At 48.7% G+C, this 18,656-nt stretch carries 15 protein-coding genes; 11 read left to right on the forward strand and 4 right to left on the reverse strand.

The features are described 5' to 3' along the window. The first annotated feature begins 23 nt into the window (after nucleotides 1-23). The 5 genes from ACQY6I_RS10765 (at nucleotide 24) to ACQY6I_RS10785 (ending at nucleotide 5,196) form a co-directional block, all read left to right on the forward strand. Complete coding sequence (locus tag ACQY6I_RS10765; protein WP_428241492.1) at nucleotides 24-827, forward strand: sulfite exporter TauE/SafE family protein; 804 nt, start codon at nucleotides 24-26, stop codon at nucleotides 825-827. A gap of 71 nt (nucleotides 828-898) precedes the next feature. Continuing rightward, complete coding sequence (locus ACQY6I_RS10770; protein ID WP_428241493.1) at nucleotides 899-1,837, forward strand: TIGR01212 family radical SAM protein; 939 nt, start codon at nucleotides 899-901, stop codon at nucleotides 1,835-1,837. A gap of 935 nt (nucleotides 1,838-2,772) precedes the next feature. Next, the gene (locus tag ACQY6I_RS10775; protein ID WP_428241494.1) at nucleotides 2,773-3,354 is read left to right on the forward strand and encodes a hypothetical protein; all 582 of its coding nucleotides are present in this window, start codon (nucleotides 2,773-2,775) and stop codon (nucleotides 3,352-3,354) included. 90 nt (nucleotides 3,355-3,444) lie between these two features. After that, nucleotides 3,445-4,233: a sulfate transporter CysZ gene (gene cysZ, locus ACQY6I_RS10780; RefSeq protein ID WP_428241495.1), complete on the forward strand. Its 789-nt coding sequence runs from the start codon at nucleotides 3,445-3,447 to the stop codon at nucleotides 4,231-4,233. A gap of 24 nt (nucleotides 4,234-4,257) precedes the next feature. Beyond that, nucleotides 4,258-5,196, forward strand: coding sequence for a response regulator (locus ACQY6I_RS10785; RefSeq protein ID WP_428241496.1), 939 nt, complete (start codon nucleotides 4,258-4,260; stop codon nucleotides 5,194-5,196). Between the two features lie 16 nt (nucleotides 5,197-5,212). On the opposite strand, the gene phoR is transcribed toward ACQY6I_RS10785, so the two are convergent. From phoR to ubiA, 3 genes are all read right to left on the reverse strand, one after another. Beyond that, nucleotides 5,213-6,538 carry a phosphate regulon sensor histidine kinase PhoR gene (gene phoR, locus ACQY6I_RS10790; protein WP_428241497.1) on the reverse strand — a complete coding sequence of 442 codons (1,326 nt, stop codon included), beginning with the start codon at nucleotides 6,536-6,538 and terminating at the stop codon, nucleotides 5,213-5,215. A 30-nt stretch (nucleotides 6,539-6,568) separates the two neighbouring features. Further along, nucleotides 6,569-7,261: a phosphate regulon transcriptional regulator PhoB gene (phoB, locus tag ACQY6I_RS10795; protein WP_428241498.1), complete on the reverse strand. Its 693-nt coding sequence runs from the start codon at nucleotides 7,259-7,261 to the stop codon at nucleotides 6,569-6,571. A 102-nt stretch (nucleotides 7,262-7,363) separates the two neighbouring features. Continuing rightward, a complete protein-coding gene (gene ubiA / locus ACQY6I_RS10800; RefSeq protein ID WP_428241499.1) occupies nucleotides 7,364-8,227 on the reverse strand; it encodes a 4-hydroxybenzoate octaprenyltransferase in 864 nt (287 codons plus the stop codon). A 199-nt stretch (nucleotides 8,228-8,426) separates the two neighbouring features. Here ubiA and rd point away from each other — a divergent pair, with 199 nt between their 5' ends. The 4 genes from rd to ACQY6I_RS10820 all read left to right on the forward strand — a co-directional run bounded on the left by rd (nucleotide 8,427) and on the right by ACQY6I_RS10820 (nucleotide 14,500). After that, nucleotides 8,427-8,591, forward strand: coding sequence for a rubredoxin (gene rd / locus ACQY6I_RS10805; protein ID WP_044615891.1), 165 nt, complete (start codon nucleotides 8,427-8,429; stop codon nucleotides 8,589-8,591). A gap of 9 nt (nucleotides 8,592-8,600) precedes the next feature. Continuing rightward, nucleotides 8,601-9,749, forward strand: a complete 1,149-nt coding sequence (locus ACQY6I_RS10810) for an FAD-dependent oxidoreductase (protein ID WP_428241500.1) — start codon at nucleotides 8,601-8,603, stop codon at nucleotides 9,747-9,749. Between the two features lie 69 nt (nucleotides 9,750-9,818). After that, nucleotides 9,819-10,091 carry an HU family DNA-binding protein gene (locus ACQY6I_RS10815; protein WP_044615889.1) on the forward strand — a complete coding sequence of 91 codons (273 nt, stop codon included), beginning with the start codon at nucleotides 9,819-9,821 and terminating at the stop codon, nucleotides 10,089-10,091. Nucleotides 10,092-10,756: 665 nt separating this feature from the next. Further along, entirely contained in the window at nucleotides 10,757-14,500 is a 3,744-nt protein-coding gene (locus tag ACQY6I_RS10820; RefSeq protein WP_428241501.1) for a glycosyl hydrolase, read from the forward strand. A 41-nt stretch (nucleotides 14,501-14,541) separates the two neighbouring features. Here the strand turns inward: ACQY6I_RS10820 and speA are convergent, their stop codons facing one another. Beyond that, nucleotides 14,542-16,428 carry a biosynthetic arginine decarboxylase gene (gene speA / locus ACQY6I_RS10825; RefSeq protein WP_428241502.1) on the reverse strand — a complete coding sequence of 629 codons (1,887 nt, stop codon included), beginning with the start codon at nucleotides 16,426-16,428 and terminating at the stop codon, nucleotides 14,542-14,544. Nucleotides 16,429-16,637: 209 nt separating this feature from the next. Between speA and ACQY6I_RS10830 the strand changes: the two genes are divergently transcribed. Both ACQY6I_RS10830 and ACQY6I_RS10835 read left to right on the forward strand, forming a co-directional pair. Continuing rightward, on the forward strand, nucleotides 16,638-17,024 hold the full coding sequence (locus tag ACQY6I_RS10830) for a RidA family protein (protein WP_428241503.1): 387 nt from the start codon (nucleotides 16,638-16,640) through the stop codon (nucleotides 17,022-17,024). Between the two features lie 99 nt (nucleotides 17,025-17,123). Then, nucleotides 17,124-18,638 (forward strand): GGDEF domain-containing protein, encoded by a 1,515-nt coding sequence (locus tag ACQY6I_RS10835; protein ID WP_428241504.1) that lies wholly within the window; start codon nucleotides 17,124-17,126, stop codon nucleotides 18,636-18,638. Nucleotides 18,639-18,656: the final 18 nt, after the last annotated feature.

Below are 18,656 nucleotides of genomic sequence, written 5' to 3' on the forward strand. Positions count from 1 at the left end.
TCGCCGTTTTCAGGAGAATATGTTTGATCACTCTAAATGTCATTGTTGCATTGTTATTGCTGGGTGCTATTGTCGGTATTATGGCCGGATTACTCGGAATTGGTGGTGGTGGTATTATGGTTCCGGCACTCACAACGCTATTCTTATATCAAGGAGTGGCGGTGGATGAAGTGGTACATCTGGCATTGGGAACATCGATGGCAGCCATCATAATCACATCCTTGTCCAGCCTGAGGGCGCACCATGCTAAAGGCAGTGTTCGGTGGGATATTGTTAAAACCATTACTCCGGGCATTATTCTTGGCACATTTGCCGCTACATTTCTGGCTTCCCATTTAAGCTCCAAGCCACTGGCAATTTTCTTCAGCGTGTTCATGGCCTATATTTCGGTGCAAATGTTTTTGAATATCAAACCCAAGGAACATCGCGAACTGCCTGGCACGGCAGGAGTGCTGTCAGCTGGGGGCGTTATCGGTGGCGTTTCCGCATTGGTTTCTATTGGCGGCGGATCGCTGACAGTTCCCTATTTAACCTGGTGCAATATTCCGTTGAAAAACGCCATCGGAACATCCGCGGCCATTGGTCTACCGATTTCTATTGCGGGTACGATTGGCTATCTGATCAATGGCTGGTCAAACACATCGGCAGAGCATCTGACCATTGGTTTTATTTATATCCCTGCTGTCTTGATTATCTCAATCATGAGCTTTTTTACAGCACCAATAGGTGTCAGTCTTACTCACCGTCTGCCCGTTGGCACCCTGAAGAAGATATTTTCAGTGCTGCTCATTGCACTGAGTATAAAGATGGTCGCCTCGGTGCTATAAATCCTGATATTACTCACGCGATCAACCTTGCCATCACTTTATACTGCATGACTTTTGTTGTGAGCCAGGCCATGCAGCTCGACCAATACGTAAATACCCTGGGACGTGATCTTAAAACGCGTTTTGGCAGTAAGATCAGAAAGCTGACGATCGATGCCAACGTCACCTGTCCCAACCGTGACGGCACCATTGGCCGTGGCGGATGTACCTTTTGCAATGTCGACTCATTTGTTGCCGCACAGCAACAGCATTTGTCGATTGCCGAACAACTGACGTTGCGAAAGCAGGAACTCAAACATCGTAATATTCGCTACCTAGCCTATTTTCAGGCATACAGTAACACTTATGCCGAAACAGCCTACCTGAAACGCATGTATCAACAAGCCCTCGCCAGTGAAGATGTCGTTGGTATTTGTGTCGGTACACGTCCTGATTGTGTCAGTGATGAGGTCATCAAAATGCTGGCAGATTATCAGCGGCAGGGGAAGGAGGTCTGGCTGGAACTGGGGCTGCAAAGCGCTCACGATCAGACACTTAAACGAATCAACCGAGGCCATGATTTTCAGTGCTATCAGCAGACAACAGCGCGCGCCCGAGAGCACAACCTGAAAATTTGTTGCCATTTGATTGTGGGTTTACCCGGAGAAAATCAGAACGATTATCGACAAACCCTATCTCAAGTCATCGCAACCGGTGTTGATGGATTGAAACTACATCCACTGCATGTGGTAAAGGGAAGCGCCATGGCACGGACTTGGCGATCAGGTCGATTAAAAACATTAACTTTACCGGAATATGTTAATGCTGCCGTCGACCTAATCCAGAGAACACCAGAACATATCGTTTATCATCGGGTCAGCGCCAAAGCCAGGTCCGACAGCTTGCTAGCCCCGGAATGGTGTGACGATAAGTGGTCTGCCATAGTTGAGATCACCCGTAAACTGGCCTTATCGGGAAGGCAGGGCTCTAAGTCAATGCAAAACTACGAAGATGTTCACGAAGGGAAATGAGAAGGGGCGGTCGGCATACCGCCCCAGAGCGAGTCATTAGCAATTGACGTCCTATCGCTGATCCTTTGCAATCCAATGTCCTTTAGTACTACGGTCCCTTAATCTGGCTCCTGCCATTCCTGATCCTTGTCCTATCGAATCCTTCCTAACCATTCATCCTGAATGTCGGCTCCTGCCGTTCCTAATCCTTGTCCTGTCGAATCCTTCCTAACCATTCATCCTGAATGCTGGCTCCTGCCGTTCCTGATCCTTGTCCTGTCGAATCCTTCCTAACCATTCATCCTGAATGCTGGCTCCTGCCGTTCCTGATCCTTGTCCTGTCGAATCCTTCCTAAACACTCATCCTTAAGTTGTGGCTCCTGCCAAACCCGAGTCCTTTTCATTCATCCCGAAATCACACCTCCCTGGTGTGCAGCTCCTGCCGCTATACTTCCAATGTGGTGCCTTCCGTTGCAGAGCACTCCGTCAATGGTGTGCTTGTCCTTTGTTGCTGTCCCGTCAACGAGAGAAACTATACCAAAAGCATTCGGGTTCAGGGGGTTACAAAAACCGGGTACAGGTGACCTGAAATCTCTACTATTCTGGTAAAGCCAGTATTCATGGGGGGGCGGTACTCAAGCTGTCATCATTTGTCTTGAAAACAACGTACACAAACAGCAATCACTGACAGTTTTGTAAGATATATCCTACAAACGAACGAGACGAATACACTTATGAAACAAATGCCTGAGGTTTTGACATTTTTTTGTAGCTTTGACGCCGGCCTGGCGATACTCAGGAAAGGGTCTATACCATTAGAAACAGAAACCTTAAACCAGAATCCTTTCTTACAAAATCACCCATTTGACGATCCTCAGCAAACAGTTTCCGAAGAACACTATCGGCAGGAGCTATACAGACAATACACACAGTTGCCAGAGCTTTTGCAGAGCGCAGTGAGTTTTGACTATTTTTGCCAGCAATCTGAGACAAAACGAACAGATATCGAATCCGCTCTCAAACGTAAATCAGTCGCAAACAACCCTCCCAAAAAATATCCGGAGCAATGGAAAAAGCTGGCTACGCTATCACTTTTTCAGCCACTCGAGCATTTTGGTCTGTGGCAGTATCGGGGTAATCACCATCTCGGCCTGGCACTACAGTTAAACAGTCAGAGTTCTGCCTTTGCGTCGAAACAATCTGAACCAGTCATGCTTAGGCCTGTTGTTTATGAGCAGGATCGTCACATTACCGCCACTACTGATACGCCATTTCCCGGATGTCTGTCTCTGCCTCCCGAAATGCAGTCCGAACAGGAATGGCGGCTGCTTAAACCACTACAGTTTCAGGCCAAAGGACTCACATTAACCAGAAACACACTCACTAATGTGGTGTTTGGTGCCCGGTGTCCAGAGAGTGATATTGCGGAGTTACGCAAATCCCTGGTGTTGGATATGCGCTATAAAAGTCTGCGTTATGCTCGTATGGTATTGCACCCGGACAAACTCAAATTACGAGTACAGCTGTTGGACAATTAACAGAGAGTTTCTGAGCCGCGGTTTTGTTTTGCTAATTAAGATAATCTTGATTAGTCTCCTGCCTCTTTGATGGATTCACTCTGCTTTACCATGGCTCTGAAACACACTCCTTTTATTGATTCTGTCCACTACTGGCTTGCCGGCTTTCGCTGGTTAATGACACCCGGACTGAAGCGCTTCTGGATCATTCCTCTGCTGATCAACACACTGTCTATCTGTGTACTGGTCTGGTACTTCACGCAGATGATTGATGATCACCTGTTGCTGCCACTGATATCCTGGCTGCCAGATTGGCTGGGTGGAGCAAGAAAATGGCTTGAAAATCTGCTCATTGGTTCGCTGATTGTTTTCCTGTTGCCCTTATGGCTACTCGGATTCGCAATATTTGGAACCTTGTTAGCATCGCCGTTCAGTGGTCTGCTGGCAGAAAAAATTATCGATCAGGCGAATATCAATACAAACTCAAATCTCGCACATTGGAAAAACTGGTTGCCCTTGATGGCAAAAACTGTGGCCAGAGAATTTTCCAAACTGGCCTACTATCTGCCGCGCGCCTTGGTATTACTGATCTTCACATTCATTCCGGGTTTTAATCTTGCTGCTCCGTTCTTGTGGTTGCTATTTTCTGCCTGGATGGCCGCCCTGCAATATCTTGATTATCCAGCGGACATTCTCGGCCATTCATTCGAAGACACACGACAACTGCTGTGGCAGCAAAAACTGCGCTCACTGGGATTTGGTTCTGTGGTGTTAATAGCCACTCTGGTACCCGTACTGAATTTTCTCGTGATTCCCGTGACAGTGGTCGCAGCAACACATCTTTGGATCGATCGATATTCAGCAATTGAGCAAAATCGCTGCTATGCTGATGAAGAGTAGTCCAAACAATCACAGGAATATCGAGTGGCCCGAATCAATATTCTGAGCATCGACGATGCCGCATTTATACGAGATCTGATAAAACGTACTTTACGCGGATTCTTTCCGGATCTTGGCCTTGATGAAGCAATCAACGGCAAAAAAGCTCAAAACCTGATTGCCAAAAATGCCTATGACCTGATCTTATGCGATTGGGAAATGCCGGAAATGAACGGCCTGCAATTGTTAACCTGGCTGCGTGAATATGAGGACCGGGATAACCTGCAGAAAACCCCATTCATCATGGTTACCAGCCGTGGTGACAAAGAAAACGTTGTACAGGCAGTAGAAGCCGGTGTCAGTGATTACATTGGCAAGCCCTTCAGCAACGATCAATTACTCAAAAAAATCCTCAAAGCCCTGAGTCGTAATCATAAGGATTATATCCAGGAATTACTCAATGGCGGCGGAAAAAGCGCAACAGCAGCGCCTCAGAGTAATGACCCTAAAGGGTTGTTCAAGGATTCGGCTCAGAACCTGCTCGGTGCAGCCTCAATTACTCCTCCTAAACCTTCAACTAACACTGGCTCTGCCAGTGTTCTGGCAGTCCATTCAGCCACCGAAAAACTGGTGCGCAAACAGGCTGCGGTGAAGGCAAGAAGCCGGTCGGGGAATAAAGGTGCCGCACAATTGCGAGTAGCTCACAATTCAGTGACTGCGGTGATTCGCGATATCAATCTGGTCGAAATCTTACTGCAGATCCCCAGAGCAGAGCTGGTTCCCATTGTCTTTGATCAGGCTGTCGTCGATATTCAGCTGCCGGACCAATCGGAAGAAGTGGCACGCATGAACTGTTTTATTGTGTCTATATCGGCGATGGAAAAAGACATGTCCTGTGACCAGTTACTGGTATCACTGAAATATGTCGATGATGATCCGGACAAACTCGGGTTTTTATCCAAATATATTGCAGCCGTACGTTAAGTAGTACAGCCAGCCACTATTCCTCAGCCAGCTGCTCTTCCTGTTGTTGATAGAGATTCTTCACAGGAAAGCGACAGGTAAATGTGCTGCCTTTACCAACCTCACTGCTAATATCCAATGTACCGTCGTGGATTTGCAGCGCATGCTTGACGATTGCCAACCCCAGGCCAGTTCCTCCTGTCGCTGTAGAATGGCTAACATTAACCCGGTAAAAACGTTCCGTCAGACGCGGAATGTGACGAGCTTCGATACCAATACCGCTGTCTTTGACGCTCATATAAGCAAACCGTTCATCCTGACGCCATGAAACGAGAATATGGCCGGTTTCCGGAGTATAGTGCACAGCATTGAACACTAGGTTGGAAAACGCGGAGCGTAATGAATTCGGATCTCCCATCAGGTCAGCTTCAGTTTCGATATCGAGCTCTATCTGATGGTGTTTATCTCCACTGAGGGCTTGCGCATCCTCAACAATACTTTCCAGTAACTGCCTTACATGTACCTGCATGTCTCCGCGACGATCATCATCACCATCAAGGCGGGTCAATAGCATCAAATCATTGACCAGATTGGTCATGCGCCGGGTCTGCGCCTGCATTTGCTGCAATGGCCGATGCATACGTTCTGGCAACACGTCACCCATATCAATAAATGTTTCCAGATACCCCTGCAGCACCGTCAATGGTGTACGCAGTTCGTGGCTGGCATTGGAAACAAAATCCTTGCGCATCTGTTCCAGTTGCCGCAGTCGGGAGATATCACGCACCCATAGCAATCGTTCGTTTTCACCATATATGGTAATGGCAATCTGCAATGTCAGATGTTCGCGTCTCGGAGCAGGAATATTCACTTTGGTACGGGGAACGGCATTGCGGAAAAACTTTTGAAATTTAGGGCTGCGAATCAGGTTGTTAATCAGCTGGCCACGGTCCTGCGGCTGAAAACTCAACAAGTCACCAGCCGCTTCGTTCCACCACTCCAATGTGCCATCCTGATTCACAATCACAATCCCATCCTCAAGAGCAGATGTGGAGGTCTGGAATCGGTTGATAACGGTATTGAGACGGTGTACTTCGAGACGATGCCGACGTAATAATCCGTAGAGATAATCAAATACCATCCCCATCGGCCCGTCGGTGTCCGGCAAACTTTCTGCGGTGGTGTCTTTTTGTTTTAGCCACTCGATCAGCTTGTTCTGCTGCCACATGGACCAAGCGACATAACCGATCAGATACAACAGCAGGGCAATGAGTGGATAGCCCAGAATGGCGCCAATCAACATCACGGCCAAAGCCATGGCAACAACAGAAGTCAGATGCTGCCGTCGATAATCTTTAATCATTGAAAAGTGTTATCCAATTCTAATTGGGAGTCAGCTGATTTTTGCAGAAAAACGGTAGCCAGTTCCACGTACGGTTTGAATCATGGTCATCAACTGGTCACCAAGGGCTTTGCGCAGGCGGCGAATATGTACATCGACCGTACGTTCATCCACATAAACATTTCCTCCCCAGACCTGATCCAATAACTGTGCCCGTGTGTAGGCACGTTCCTGATGACTCATGAAGAATTGTAGCAGCCTGAACTCTGTAGGGCCCATTTCAATTTCCTGTCCATTTGAGCTGACCCGATGACTGCCTGGATCAAGCCTCAGGCCATTCACTTCAATCGCCTCCTCCACACCAGGCGGGGTAGCCCGGCGTAATACCGCTTTCAGTCGCGCCACCAATTCACGGGGAGAAAACGGCTTGGTGATATAATCATCGGCACCGGCCTCCAACCCCTGAATTTTATGGTCCTCTTCCCCTTTGGCCGTCAACATGATCACCGGTATTTCGGCTGTCAGGTGGTCCCGTTTTAACCGCCGGCAGATTTCCACGCCACTGGAACCAGGCAACATCCAATCCAGTAATAACAGGTCCGGTTTCTGATCCACTACCACTGACATCGCTTCCTGTGCATCACCTGCCTCAATACAGTGATAACCCGCCATTTCCAGCGCTGCGGCAATCATTTCTCGGATGGGGGTCTCATCATCAACGACCAGTATGGTTTTTCCAGACATAGCTATCTCACTCAATTTGACTCAGGCAAAATTAAACTGCCCCTTTATGACAAATTAGTGACAATTGTCATCTCAGTGTCAAATATGGGTACTCATAGACTGTCATAGAAAGTTCAGAAATATACCCACAAAAATAACCGCTCCAACCCAATTGTTGTGCAAAAACGCTTTAAAACAGGCGTCGCGGTCACGATTGCGAACACTCCAGATCTGCCAGAAGAACATAGCACCAGCAACCAACAGGCCCAAGTAGTAGAATAGTCCCAGCCCCGCCTGAACACCGACCAGTATCCAGGTCAACCAGGCCAGCCCCTGCAAAGTTGCCACTGCGAAAATATCGGCTTCGGCAAATAGAATAGCAGTCGATTTCACGCCAATTTTTAAATCGTCCTCACGGTCAACCATTGCATATAGAGTGTCATACGCCACTGTCCATAGCAGATTGGCGGTATACAGCAGCCAGGTAATTGATGTCAGCTCCCCGGCTTCAGCCATAAATGCCATTGGAATCGACCAACTGAAAGCCGCCCCCAGCACCACCTGGGGTAAATAGGTGTAGCGCTTCATAAATGGATAAGCGAATGCCAATGCTGCTCCTGCAAACGACAGGTAGACGGTCTGCCGGTTAGTCATCAACACCAGAGCGAATGAAATCAGACACAACACCACAAACAGAATCACAGCTTCATGATGCCTGATAATGCCTAAAGCAAGAGGCCTTGCCTGGGTGCGTTGAACATGACCATCAATATTTCGATCCGCGAAATCATTAATGGCACACCCGGCACTGCGCATCAGCACCACACCGGTGATGAAAATCAGCAGATTGGAGATCTTCGGCAACCCTCCACCAGCCAGCCACAAAGCCCATAAAGTGGGCCACAAAACGAGAAATGTTCCTATGGGACGATTGAGACGGGTCAGCGCAATATACGCATTAATCCGTAATTTAAGAGCCTGATTCATAATATTGGGATCAAAACCGCAAACTTGGGACACTGATGATGGCTGCGCAGTTTATCAGAAACAGAATCATCTGATGCTTATACTTGTTGATAATTTGCGTGACCGATACCAGGAAATTAGTAGAGAAATACAGCCCTGCTATTGCTTTTGCAAAACAGGCTCAGTAGCTTTGGCCGCAGAATCGATAGGGGGTTAAGTGATGAGAAAATGGCAATGTATAGTCTGTGGTTTCATTTATGATGAAGCCGAAGGTTTACCGGAAGAAGGGATTGAACCTGGAACCGCCTGGAGCGATATTCCAGAAGATTGGGCTTGCCCTGATTGTGGAGTTGGCAAAGAGGACTTCGAAATGATCGAGCTGTAAGGAGTTGATATGTCGAACTCAAAACCCATCATTATTATCGGCTCTGGTCTCGCGGGGTACAGCCTGGCGAGGGAGTTTCGCAAGCTCAACAAGCAGCAGGAACTGATCATCATTTCATCTGACGATGGTCGAAATTATTCCAAACCCATGTTGTCCAATGCCATCAGCCAGGAAAAAACCGCCAATACCCTGACCATGGCGGATCCAGGAAAAATGTCGGAAATTCTTGATGCCACCATTCGAATAAATACCGAAGTCACGGATATCGACCCCCACAACAGACTGATTTTTATAGGTTCAGAAACCATTGCCTTTGATCGGTTGGTACTTGCAACCGGCGCGACCCCCAACAACCAGGAGATTCCCGGTGATGCCGGGGATCATGTTTTTACGGTTAACAGCCTACAGCAGTTTGCCCATTTTCAAGAGCATCTCAGCGGCAAGAAGCGAGTATTAGTGCTCGGTGGAGGACTGATTGGTTGCGAGTTTGCCAATGACTTGGCAGCGGCTGGTTTTCAAGTACAACTGGTTTCTCCAGGCAATCAGCTGATGGAGCGGTTGTTACCAACACCGGTTTCCCAACAGCTGCAACAATCCCTTGAAGAATTGGGTGTCCAGTTTTATCTCGGACCACTGGTCAATCGAATGATGAAAACTGAAACCGGTATCAGGACTTGGCTGACAAATGGTCAGGAGCTGGAATCGGATATCGTACTCTCTGCCATTGGTTTGCGTCCCAATATTACCCTGGCACAGGAAGCAGGTCTGGTTACCGGCCATGGCATCAAAGTAAATCGTTATCTTGAGACAAATTTCTCGCACATTTTCGCGTTAGGGGATTGTGCCGAGGTTGAAGGTCATGTTTTATTGTATGTCTTGCCATTGATGAGCGCTGCCAGGGCTTTGGCCGCCACTCTCAATGGTACGCCCATGGAAGTCCATTACCCTGCTATGCCTGTTGTCGTCAAAACACCAGCATGTCCGATAGTGATACAGGCTCCCATTCCTGGCCAACAAGGTCAATGGTCAGTGGAAGAGAATGAATCCGGGATTAAAGCTCTCTACACCAAGGGCGACCAATTACTCGGCTTTGCTTTAACCCGGGAGTATGTCAAGGAACGTATGGCTTTGACCAAGCAGGTTCCAGGACTCCTATGAGCAAACCGGTTCAATTAACTACCCCAATTTTGTTGGGGCCTATAATGATAATGACACGAGGGAAAATCTATGCGTAAACCAGAATTGGCTGCTGCGATTGCTGAAAAAGCGGATATCTCAAAAGAAAAAGCTGCTGACGTACTAAATGTGATTCTTGATGAAATTACCGGTGCAGTTGGCAAAGGGGATTCTGTCACTCTGATTGGTTTTGGCACCTTTGAAAAAAGAAGTCGTGCCGCCCGGACGGGTAAAAACCCACAGACCGGTGAGAGCATTCAGATTCCAGCCAGCAATACCGTTGCATTCAAAGCCGGTAAAGCACTGAAAGACGCTGTAAACTGAGACGTTTCATAGCGGAAAACGGGCACATGCCCGTTTTTTTGTGCCAATAGATTCTGCCCCGGAAAACTGCTCAGATAATGTGCGTCTGATAGCGCCACCCCCACCACGACTTCCTGACCACAATCAAAAACATGCGTCGACAGTGCATACAGTGCCAACGGTGACTGCCCGCCAACTTTATGACTGGATTATCCTGTTTACGACTGCAAAACGGACACTGTAACGTTGCATTCATGGGTCTACACTGGAATTAAGGAACCTCTGAAAAATGGCCTAATTTCGCGCAGGACGTTGTCAGCCCCAGTCTCACATCCTCATTTACGCCAGTAAACTGCGGTGTTGCGAGTGGGTGCTTCCTCGCCAGCATCAAACTATTGCTATTTTTCAAAGGCCTCTTAAGTTAGCTCAGCTCCATCGAAGATCAGCACATTGCATCAGCCTCTAACATCTATATCAACATTCGACTATCCGTAACAAACCTTTACTTACTGTGTGAATGTCTCATGACATGCGTGACCACTCTAGCAATATTTCAAAGCACTTTCGAAATCATTTGAGTTTTCCAGGCTGGAAATATATTCGTTGTAACCAATAACATGGGACTATGCGGACAATAACTTATGCAACGCAGTAAGAAAAACATCTGGCACCGGTGTCAAACAACTATGCTGATCAGCAGTGTGGTTATAGGTACTTTCTGCACATCGGCACATGCAGCCATTACCTCTGTAGGGTCGGGCAGCATCAGCAGCCAAGCCAACCCGGAAGGATATACATGCTCCATCGACCATGGTTACTGGATTCAAAATGCCGGTATAGTGGAACCTGGTATCGAGGGCTGTAACCCTCCTTCAGGCATTATTGGCGCACCGAAACCATTAATCCCACAGCTAAGCGGACCGGCCTCCAGCGAACCAACAGCCACTCACCGCTGGTGGGGCTCAGTTTCTTTTTATGGGGAAATGCCTGTCGGCGACAGTAGTAAAACCAGCTATATTACCCCCGACCCCATTACTGCCCGGGTTACCAACCTGGGTTTCCGTATGATGGGCATACCCAATGGCTTGAAATACGATGGCAATAATGCCTGGCAGTACTCCATCCCAGATCCGTTCAGTGAAGTATTTGACGGCATTGCCTTTGCCAACACCGCACACAGTAACCTCGATGCCACTCTTTATGATTACAGCGACGGAAGTGTCACCGTCGAATGGCGTGATGGCGGCACGGCTGTTATGCGGGCGACATTTGTGTATGGCTCCCCGTATGTGTTCATTGATGTCCTCAGCGGGCAGTTAAAGATAAATACTCGTGGGGCCGATGGCCCGGAACGGGGGTTGTTCTACCAGAACAGCAATAAACTGGGCATCTGGACCGATGTTGCCAGCAACCGCAACAGCTTTTTGATAGTTGGTGAAGGTGATACTCAGTATAGCAACGTCAACGCCGCCAGCGTCACCGCCAGCAACAACAGTGGCCATTTCACGGCAGTATGGCTGCCTGTCAATGATGGGCTGCCCTCCCAGGCCATGATCGATGATTTTGCGGCCCTGGCCCTGAACCGGGTGGATGAAGTCCGTATCGATTACAATGTTGATTTGGCTGATAACAGCGTCCGCATTCAGCAACATTATCTGTTTCAGAACCAGGAAGTCACCACAATGGCCGGTCAGATGCCGCTGCAGTGGAAAAACGATCAGAATGCATCCACCTCCGGCTATAAAGTCCGTAGCTCCAGAGGTATTGTCCGCTTTCATCCCCTCTCACAGTTCAGCTATGAACTACCGTTTATTGGCGTGTTACCGTCCCTGCCTGCCAGTAATACGGCCGGGTACGATGTTGGTAAGCTCAAAAGTCTGATAACTGAATTCGTCAATCGCGGCGAATCATCCTGGAACACTGCCACCGATACCTATTGGGCCGGAAAAAACTACGGCAAGGTCGCTGAACTGGCTGCTCTTGCACAGCAACATGGCATGACCAACGAACATGATCGGCTGATTAACTGGCTGAAGGCTGAATTGGAAGACTGGTTTACCGCCACTCACGATGGTCAACCTGATGCCACTAAATACTTCGCCTACGACGACCAGTGGAACACGCTGTTGGGCTTTTCTGAAAGTTTTGGGTCACAACAACAACTGAACGACCACCATTTCCATTACGGCTATTTTGTCCGGGCCGCCGCAGAAATCTGTCGGACCGACAAAAGCTGGTGCGCACCAGATGCCTGGGGCGGTATGGTGGAACTGCTGATTCGTGATTATGCAGCCGGTCGTAATGATCCCATGTTCCCTTATACCCGTAATTTCGATCCAGCCAACGGCTTTTCCTGGGCTTCAGGGCACGCCAATTTCGTCCTGGGCAATAACAATGAGTCCACCTCCGAAGCCGCCAACGCTTATGGGGCAATTGTACTCTACGGCCTGATTACCGGTAACGATGAACTAACCCGCCGGGGCATGTATCTGCATGCGTCCTCGGCCGCATCTTATTGGGAATACTGGAACAATATCGATCGTTATCGCGGGCTTGGCAGTGACTACGATAACTTCCCGGCTGCATACGACAAAATGACTACCTCCATCATCTGGGGCAATGGCATGGTCTTTTCCACCTGGTTCAGTGGTGCCTATGCTCACATTCTGGGTATTCAGGGATTGCCATTGAATCCACTGGTCATGCATATCGGCCAGCATCCGGATTATCTCGCTGACTATGTCACCCTCGGCTTGAAGGAATCATCCAACGGCAAACCCTCTGGACTCGCCAGCGGTGAGTGGTCAGACATCTGGTGGAATATCCTGGCCATGACAGATGCCGATGCCTCGGTTGCTGACTTCAACAGTCGGAATTTCAACTATACCGTGGAGGCAGGAGAATCGATGGCTCATACCTACCACTGGATCAACTCCTGGCGCCAGCTGGGACACCTTAAATCCGGTGATGGCACCATAACATCTGACTATCCGGCAGCCATGGTATTTGAGAAAAACGGTCAGTTGACGTACTTGGCTTACAACTACAGCGACACTCCCAAACTGGTTACTTTCTCTGATGGAATGGCCGTATTGGTGGCCGCCAACAGTTTTGGTCGCAAAGTGACCGGTGATATGCCCGATTCTCAGCAAAGCGATACAGAAGCTCCTTATCCGGCAGGTACCATTACTGTGGCGCAAATTATGGCGACCAGTGCCCGGTTAAGCTGGCTGCCCGCCACCGATAATGTCGGAGTGGCTGACTATCTGGTAACGGTTACTCCTGGAGACAATCGCTATACCGTGAAAGATACTCATTTGAACCTGAGCGGCCTGATGGCTTCCACCAACTATACCGTGAGCATTATTGCCCGTGATGCCAGCGGCAATCAGTCCACCGCGACGACAGCCACATTCACAACTGACTATCCTTCCAGCGGAGATACAGCACCAACGGCACCAAGCCAACTGACGACAAGCAATATCACCAGTAGCGGTGCCAGTATCAACTGGGTCGCAGCGACTGACGACTATGGTATCGATCATTATCAGGTTACGGTAAGCCAGCAGGGTTCGGTTTTGCAAACTCATGAGCTTGCGACTACCAGCATGACACTGACCGGACTGTCTGCTGGCACGGAGTACCTGATATCCGTGCAGGCCTTCGATACAGTGGGTCAGAGTTCATCTGCAACCACCGTAGGCTTAACCACCAAAAACGATGGTCAGACAACCTGTCAGACTTTCTGCTTTGAAGAGCAAGGCGATACGCTGATCGTCACTGCAGCCGTGGATGCATCACTGATTGATTTCCACTACAAAGTTAATGGCGGCACCCAATTGAATGTGGCCATGAGCAAAAACGATGGCGTCTTTCAATATCGGATCTCAGGCTTGCTCAGCAATGATGTTGTGGACTACTTCTTCACAGTGATTGATGGCCTGGCATATGACACAGACTGGTCCCAGTATGTGTTTGGGTCCGGTTCCAGCGGCGGCGATCAGAACAATTGTCAGGATTTTTGTCTGAATGAAAAGGGCAGTTCCCTGATGGTCACCGCTGCCGTGGAGGCCACCAAAATCGACCTGCACTATATCGTCAACGATGGCGTTCAGATGAATGTGCCCATGATAAAAGGCAACGGCGACTTCAGTTACGAAATTCCAAATCTACGCGCCAACGACACGGTCGATTACTTCTTTACAGTTATTAATGGGCTTGCTTACGACACAGACTGGAGTCGCTATACCTTTCGGTCCGCCGTCGCAACACCCCCTATTACCGCTGACGATGCAGACGCCAAGCAGGATGACCAGGCTGACAATACGTCTGAGCCAGCAACCGACATTTCTGCAAGCGCGGGAGGGGCTGGCTCACTACTATGGCTGATGATTCCGCTCTGGTTGTTGGGCAGAAGACGCAGATCATAACCCCTCTACCGCCCAAGGAAGGGCGTATATACCGCACCTTTTCAACTGAGGTAGGTGCGGCCTTCAAAGCTCTCCTGTACCAGTGTCAGAAAATCCTGCTGCTGTTCATCGCTCAGACTACTGCGTTTAACCTGAGCCGCAAAGTTACGCATCATGACCTCGGGATCAAAATCCACATACTTCAGCACCGCGGCCATGGTATCGCCCTTACGTCCGTGTTTCAGTTGCAATGCACCCTGGTCATCGAAGTAAGCATCAACAGAATCGGTATCTCCGAACAGATTATGCATGTCACCCAAAATTTCCTGATAGGCTCCCACCATAAAGAATCCCAGCAGAATCTCCTCATCGGCAGAGGTTTGCGGCATTGGCAGAGTGGATTCCACCCCTTCGCCATCGACATATAAATCGATCCGGCCATCACTGTCGCAGGTGATATCCTGAATCACAGCCCGCTGGATAATCGGGCGATTGAGATAATTGAGGGGCATAATTGGGAAAATCTGCTCCAATCCCCACACATCCGGCAAAGATTGAAACACCGAGAAATTCACAAACAGCTTGTCTGCCAAAACCTCATTCAAGTGGTTGAAAATCTCTGCATGGTTACGTTTTCCCACATCCAATCGCTTCTTCAACTCTGCCAATAACTGACCACTCAGGTTTTCAACATCAGCCCGTTCCTGTAATCGCAACTGCCCGATACAGAACAGTTGCTTGGCCTGATCCTGTACCTGAATAATCTGATGATAGATTTCAGTCAGTGAACGCTTACGCGAATCAAGATCCGCCTGACAGCTCAGCAACTCATCGATTAACGCATGCTCACTGTTGACCGGCACCGGGGTCATACGGACCTTATTTTCCTGATCCACAGTATTGGTGATCAGTACCGCATGATGAGCCGTTACTGCCCGACCAGATTCGGTGACAATATTCGGACAGGGCAACTCCATCTCACGACTGGCGGCAGCGAAGGCCTGTACCACAGCACGGGCATATTCCTTAAGACTGTAGTTGATCGAACACAAACTGCGTGAACGGGTGCCTTCATAATCCACCCCCAAACCACCACCAACATCCACCCACTGTATATTGGCTCCCATGGCCATCAGTTCAGTATAAAAATGACTGCATTCCTGCAATCCTCGCTGAATATCAGCGATATTGGCAATCTGCGAGCCCAGATGAAAGTGCAACAACTGCAGACATGACAACTGCCCACTGGCCTGTAACTTATTGACCAGATTAACAATTTCCTGGGCGGTAAGACCGAATTTAGACTTTTCGCCCCCCGTATTCTGCCAATAACCCTTGCCAACAGATGCAAGACGGGAACGAAAACCGATACGTGGGCTGATTTGCAGCCGTTCCGCCACCTTTAACACCAGTTCCAGTTCACCGGACTTCTCAATCACAATAAAAGTCTGATGACCCAGCTTCTCGGCAATCAGCGCAAGTTCAATATAGCTTTCGTCTTTATAGCCATTACAGATGATGGTAGCAGGCGCCAGGTGCGCTTCCGTCATAACGGCCAGCAGCTCGGGCTTGGTACCGGCTTCCAGTCCAAGACGAGCCGGTTGCAGGCTTTTTAATTGGCCCTGAATAATCTCCTCTATCACCCGGCGCTGCTGATTGACTTTTACCGGATAAACGGGGGTGTATTCACCCTGATAGTCCAACTCGTGAATAGCATCAGCAAATGCCTGGTGCAAACGCTTCACGCGATCATGCAGAATATGCGGAAAGCGTACTAGCAGAGGTAATTGCAGCCCCTGCTGCTGAGCATGATTGACGATATCCTGCAACACGACCTGATGCCGACGCTCATGATCCAATACTCTGACTTGTCCTTGTGCCGAAATATCAAAATAACCATCACCCCAGTGGGCAATATTATAGATTTCTGCAATACCTTCAGTGCTCATGCGCTTGTCCGATAATGATAAACGGCGGTGAGTTTAACGTTACCCGTAAACATAGCCAAACCAGTTTGTCTTCAGCCTTTGCCTTACCAATGCTGAAGACACTCATTAGTACATTGTGTTGCAATGTTTAATGAAACATCCCGGTTAAAGTGGCAGAATTCCGGCTTTAATCAACACCGATCTTTCACCCAGTCAGAAGAGGAATGACCGTGAGTAATAAACAAGTGATCAGTACTGAGAACGCACCTGCCGCCATTGGAACCTATTCGCAGGCAGTCAAAGCCGGTGAAACCGTTTATATGTCTGGTCAAATTCCACTGGATCCAACCACGATGGAAGTGGTTTCTGAAGATTTTAGGGCTCAAACGACCCAGGTTTTTAAAAACCTGCAGGCAGTGGCTGAAGCTGCGGGTGGTTCTCTGACTGACCTGGTCAAACTCAATATTTTCATGACCGACCTGAGCAACTTTGCAGTTCTGAATGAAGTTATGGCCGAGTTCGTCAAGCAGCCTTATCCAGCCAGAGCCGCCGTGGAAGTGTCGGCCTTGCCAAAAGGCGTACAAGTGGAAATGGACGCCGTGCTGGTCCTCAAATAATCCATCGCTCTTAGAGTGTAGCGGCGCTGGTGCGACATCTCTGCCGAAATACGCCAGACCAGCTACACTTTCTATAAATACCCTTATTTGTATGAGTTCATGGCAGAAGACTGGAAAGAGAAATATTTTCAGCTGGTTGAACAGCATGATAACGATCAAACTGTTTATCAGCAGCGGCTTGAAATTCTGCGACGGGGACTGGTACAGGTCAGCCTGGCAGCGGATGGTCTGGACAACCAGCTTGACCATCAGTCCGATCAATTGCGCGACCTGCTTCGCGATAAAAACTGTCCGACCGAATCCATTTCTGAGGCACTGATTCGTATCGATCAGGAAATTGAACGGGTCGACCAGCTCAAAAACTCCTCTTTGCAGGCGCTTAGACAATATTCGCAACGGCTGATTGAGCTGCTACCACCAGAGCAAGTTACTACATCTTTCCCACATACGGATGATCTCAAACTGTTGCAGTTACCCGAACTGCTGATACTACTGCTGCAAATTCATCCAAATCATTCCTCTTCAAATGATCATGAACTCGCCGACCTCAGCCATGAGCCGGCATCGACCGAGCAAATGACTGGGGTGATTCTTGCTTATCTCACAGATCTACTGAATCAACTGCCGGTTGCAGAAAAGTTTGAAGCAGCTGCCAATAAGTTATCTCAGAAACTACAACGTCCCATTCAATGGCAAGAGATAGAGGATATTTTTCGCGACCTGACAGAGTTGATTCTCAGCATTGTTGGCGAGGAACAACAGTCGTTCGAAAATTACCTGATCAGCCTTTCCTCACAACTCAAGGAACTTGGTCAGCAACTACTGTCCGCCCGCGATTCCCAGAATCAGCAAAGCCATCTGGAAACCCGGTTGCATGAAAAACTGGATCAGGGGTTCAGCCATATTCAACAACAGTTACGTGAACAGCGGGAAATCGGCTCGCTCAAACATTCAGTGCAACAACAACTGCAGTCGATTGAACAGGCCGTTACTGAGTTCAAAACCGAACACCTGATTATCGAACAGAGTCTGCGCGAACAACTGGACGCGCTGTCCAGACAAATGCGTCACATCGAGGCCAACCATGAGGCAGCTGTGCAGGCACTGGAACAACAGCGCAGTCGGGCTATGACAGACACTCTGACAGGGTTGCCTAACCGCGGTGCCTGGGAAAGTCGCATCACCGAGGAATGTGACCGAGTGAAGCGATATGGCACAGAGTTAAGCATTCTGGTGGCAGATGTTGATCACTTTAAAAGAATCAACGACAGCTATGGTCACCTGACTGGCGACAAGGTTCTGAAAATACTGGCATCACAGATGCGCCGGCATTTTCGTCAGAGTGATTTTATAGCTCGTTATGGCGGCGAGGAGTTTGTCATCCTAATGCCCGAAACCAAACTTGAAGAGGCTTATATTGCAGCCAATAACGTCCGCGAAAAAATCGCGCATTCACATTTTCATTTCAAAGGCGAGCCCGTTCAGATCACTGTTTCTTTCGGCATAGCCAAAGTAAACAAAAAAGATACTAAAAAAAGTGCTTTTGAAAAGGCCGATAAGGCACTCTACATGGCAAAACAAAAGGGCCGTAACCGGGTTGAGCCATCCAACTGACATAAAAAAAACCCGGGA

This window comes from Gynuella sp. (genome assembly GCF_050297175.1).
In the GTDB taxonomy this organism is placed as follows: domain Bacteria; phylum Pseudomonadota; class Gammaproteobacteria; order Pseudomonadales; family Natronospirillaceae; genus Gynuella.

What these genes read in the sequence shown, in the direction of transcription:
- ACQY6I_RS10835 (WP_428241504.1), top strand. Translation starts at nt 17,124, where the DNA reads ATGGCAGAAGACTGGAAAGAGAAATATTTTCAGCTGGTTGAACAGCAT.
- speA (WP_428241502.1), bottom strand. Translation starts at nt 16,428, where the DNA reads ATGAGCACTGAAGGTATTGCAGAAATCTATAATATTGCCCACTGGGGT.
- rd (WP_044615891.1), top strand. Translation starts at nt 8,427, where the DNA reads ATGAGAAAATGGCAATGTATAGTCTGTGGTTTCATTTATGATGAAGCC.
- ACQY6I_RS10810 (WP_428241500.1), top strand. Translation starts at nt 8,601, where the DNA reads ATGTCGAACTCAAAACCCATCATTATTATCGGCTCTGGTCTCGCGGGG.
- cysZ (WP_428241495.1), top strand. Translation starts at nt 3,445, where the DNA reads ATGGCTCTGAAACACACTCCTTTTATTGATTCTGTCCACTACTGGCTT.
- phoR (WP_428241497.1), bottom strand. Translation starts at nt 6,538, where the DNA reads ATGATTAAAGATTATCGACGGCAGCATCTGACTTCTGTTGTTGCCATG.
- phoB (WP_428241498.1), bottom strand. Translation starts at nt 7,261, where the DNA reads ATGTCTGGAAAAACCATACTGGTCGTTGATGATGAGACCCCCATCCGA.
- ubiA (WP_428241499.1), bottom strand. Translation starts at nt 8,227, where the DNA reads ATGAATCAGGCTCTTAAATTACGGATTAATGCGTATATTGCGCTGACC.
- ACQY6I_RS10815 (WP_044615889.1), top strand. Translation starts at nt 9,819, where the DNA reads ATGCGTAAACCAGAATTGGCTGCTGCGATTGCTGAAAAAGCGGATATC.
- ACQY6I_RS10770 (WP_428241493.1), top strand. Translation starts at nt 899, where the DNA reads ATGCAGCTCGACCAATACGTAAATACCCTGGGACGTGATCTTAAAACG.
- ACQY6I_RS10820 (WP_428241501.1), top strand. Translation starts at nt 10,757, where the DNA reads ATGCTGATCAGCAGTGTGGTTATAGGTACTTTCTGCACATCGGCACAT.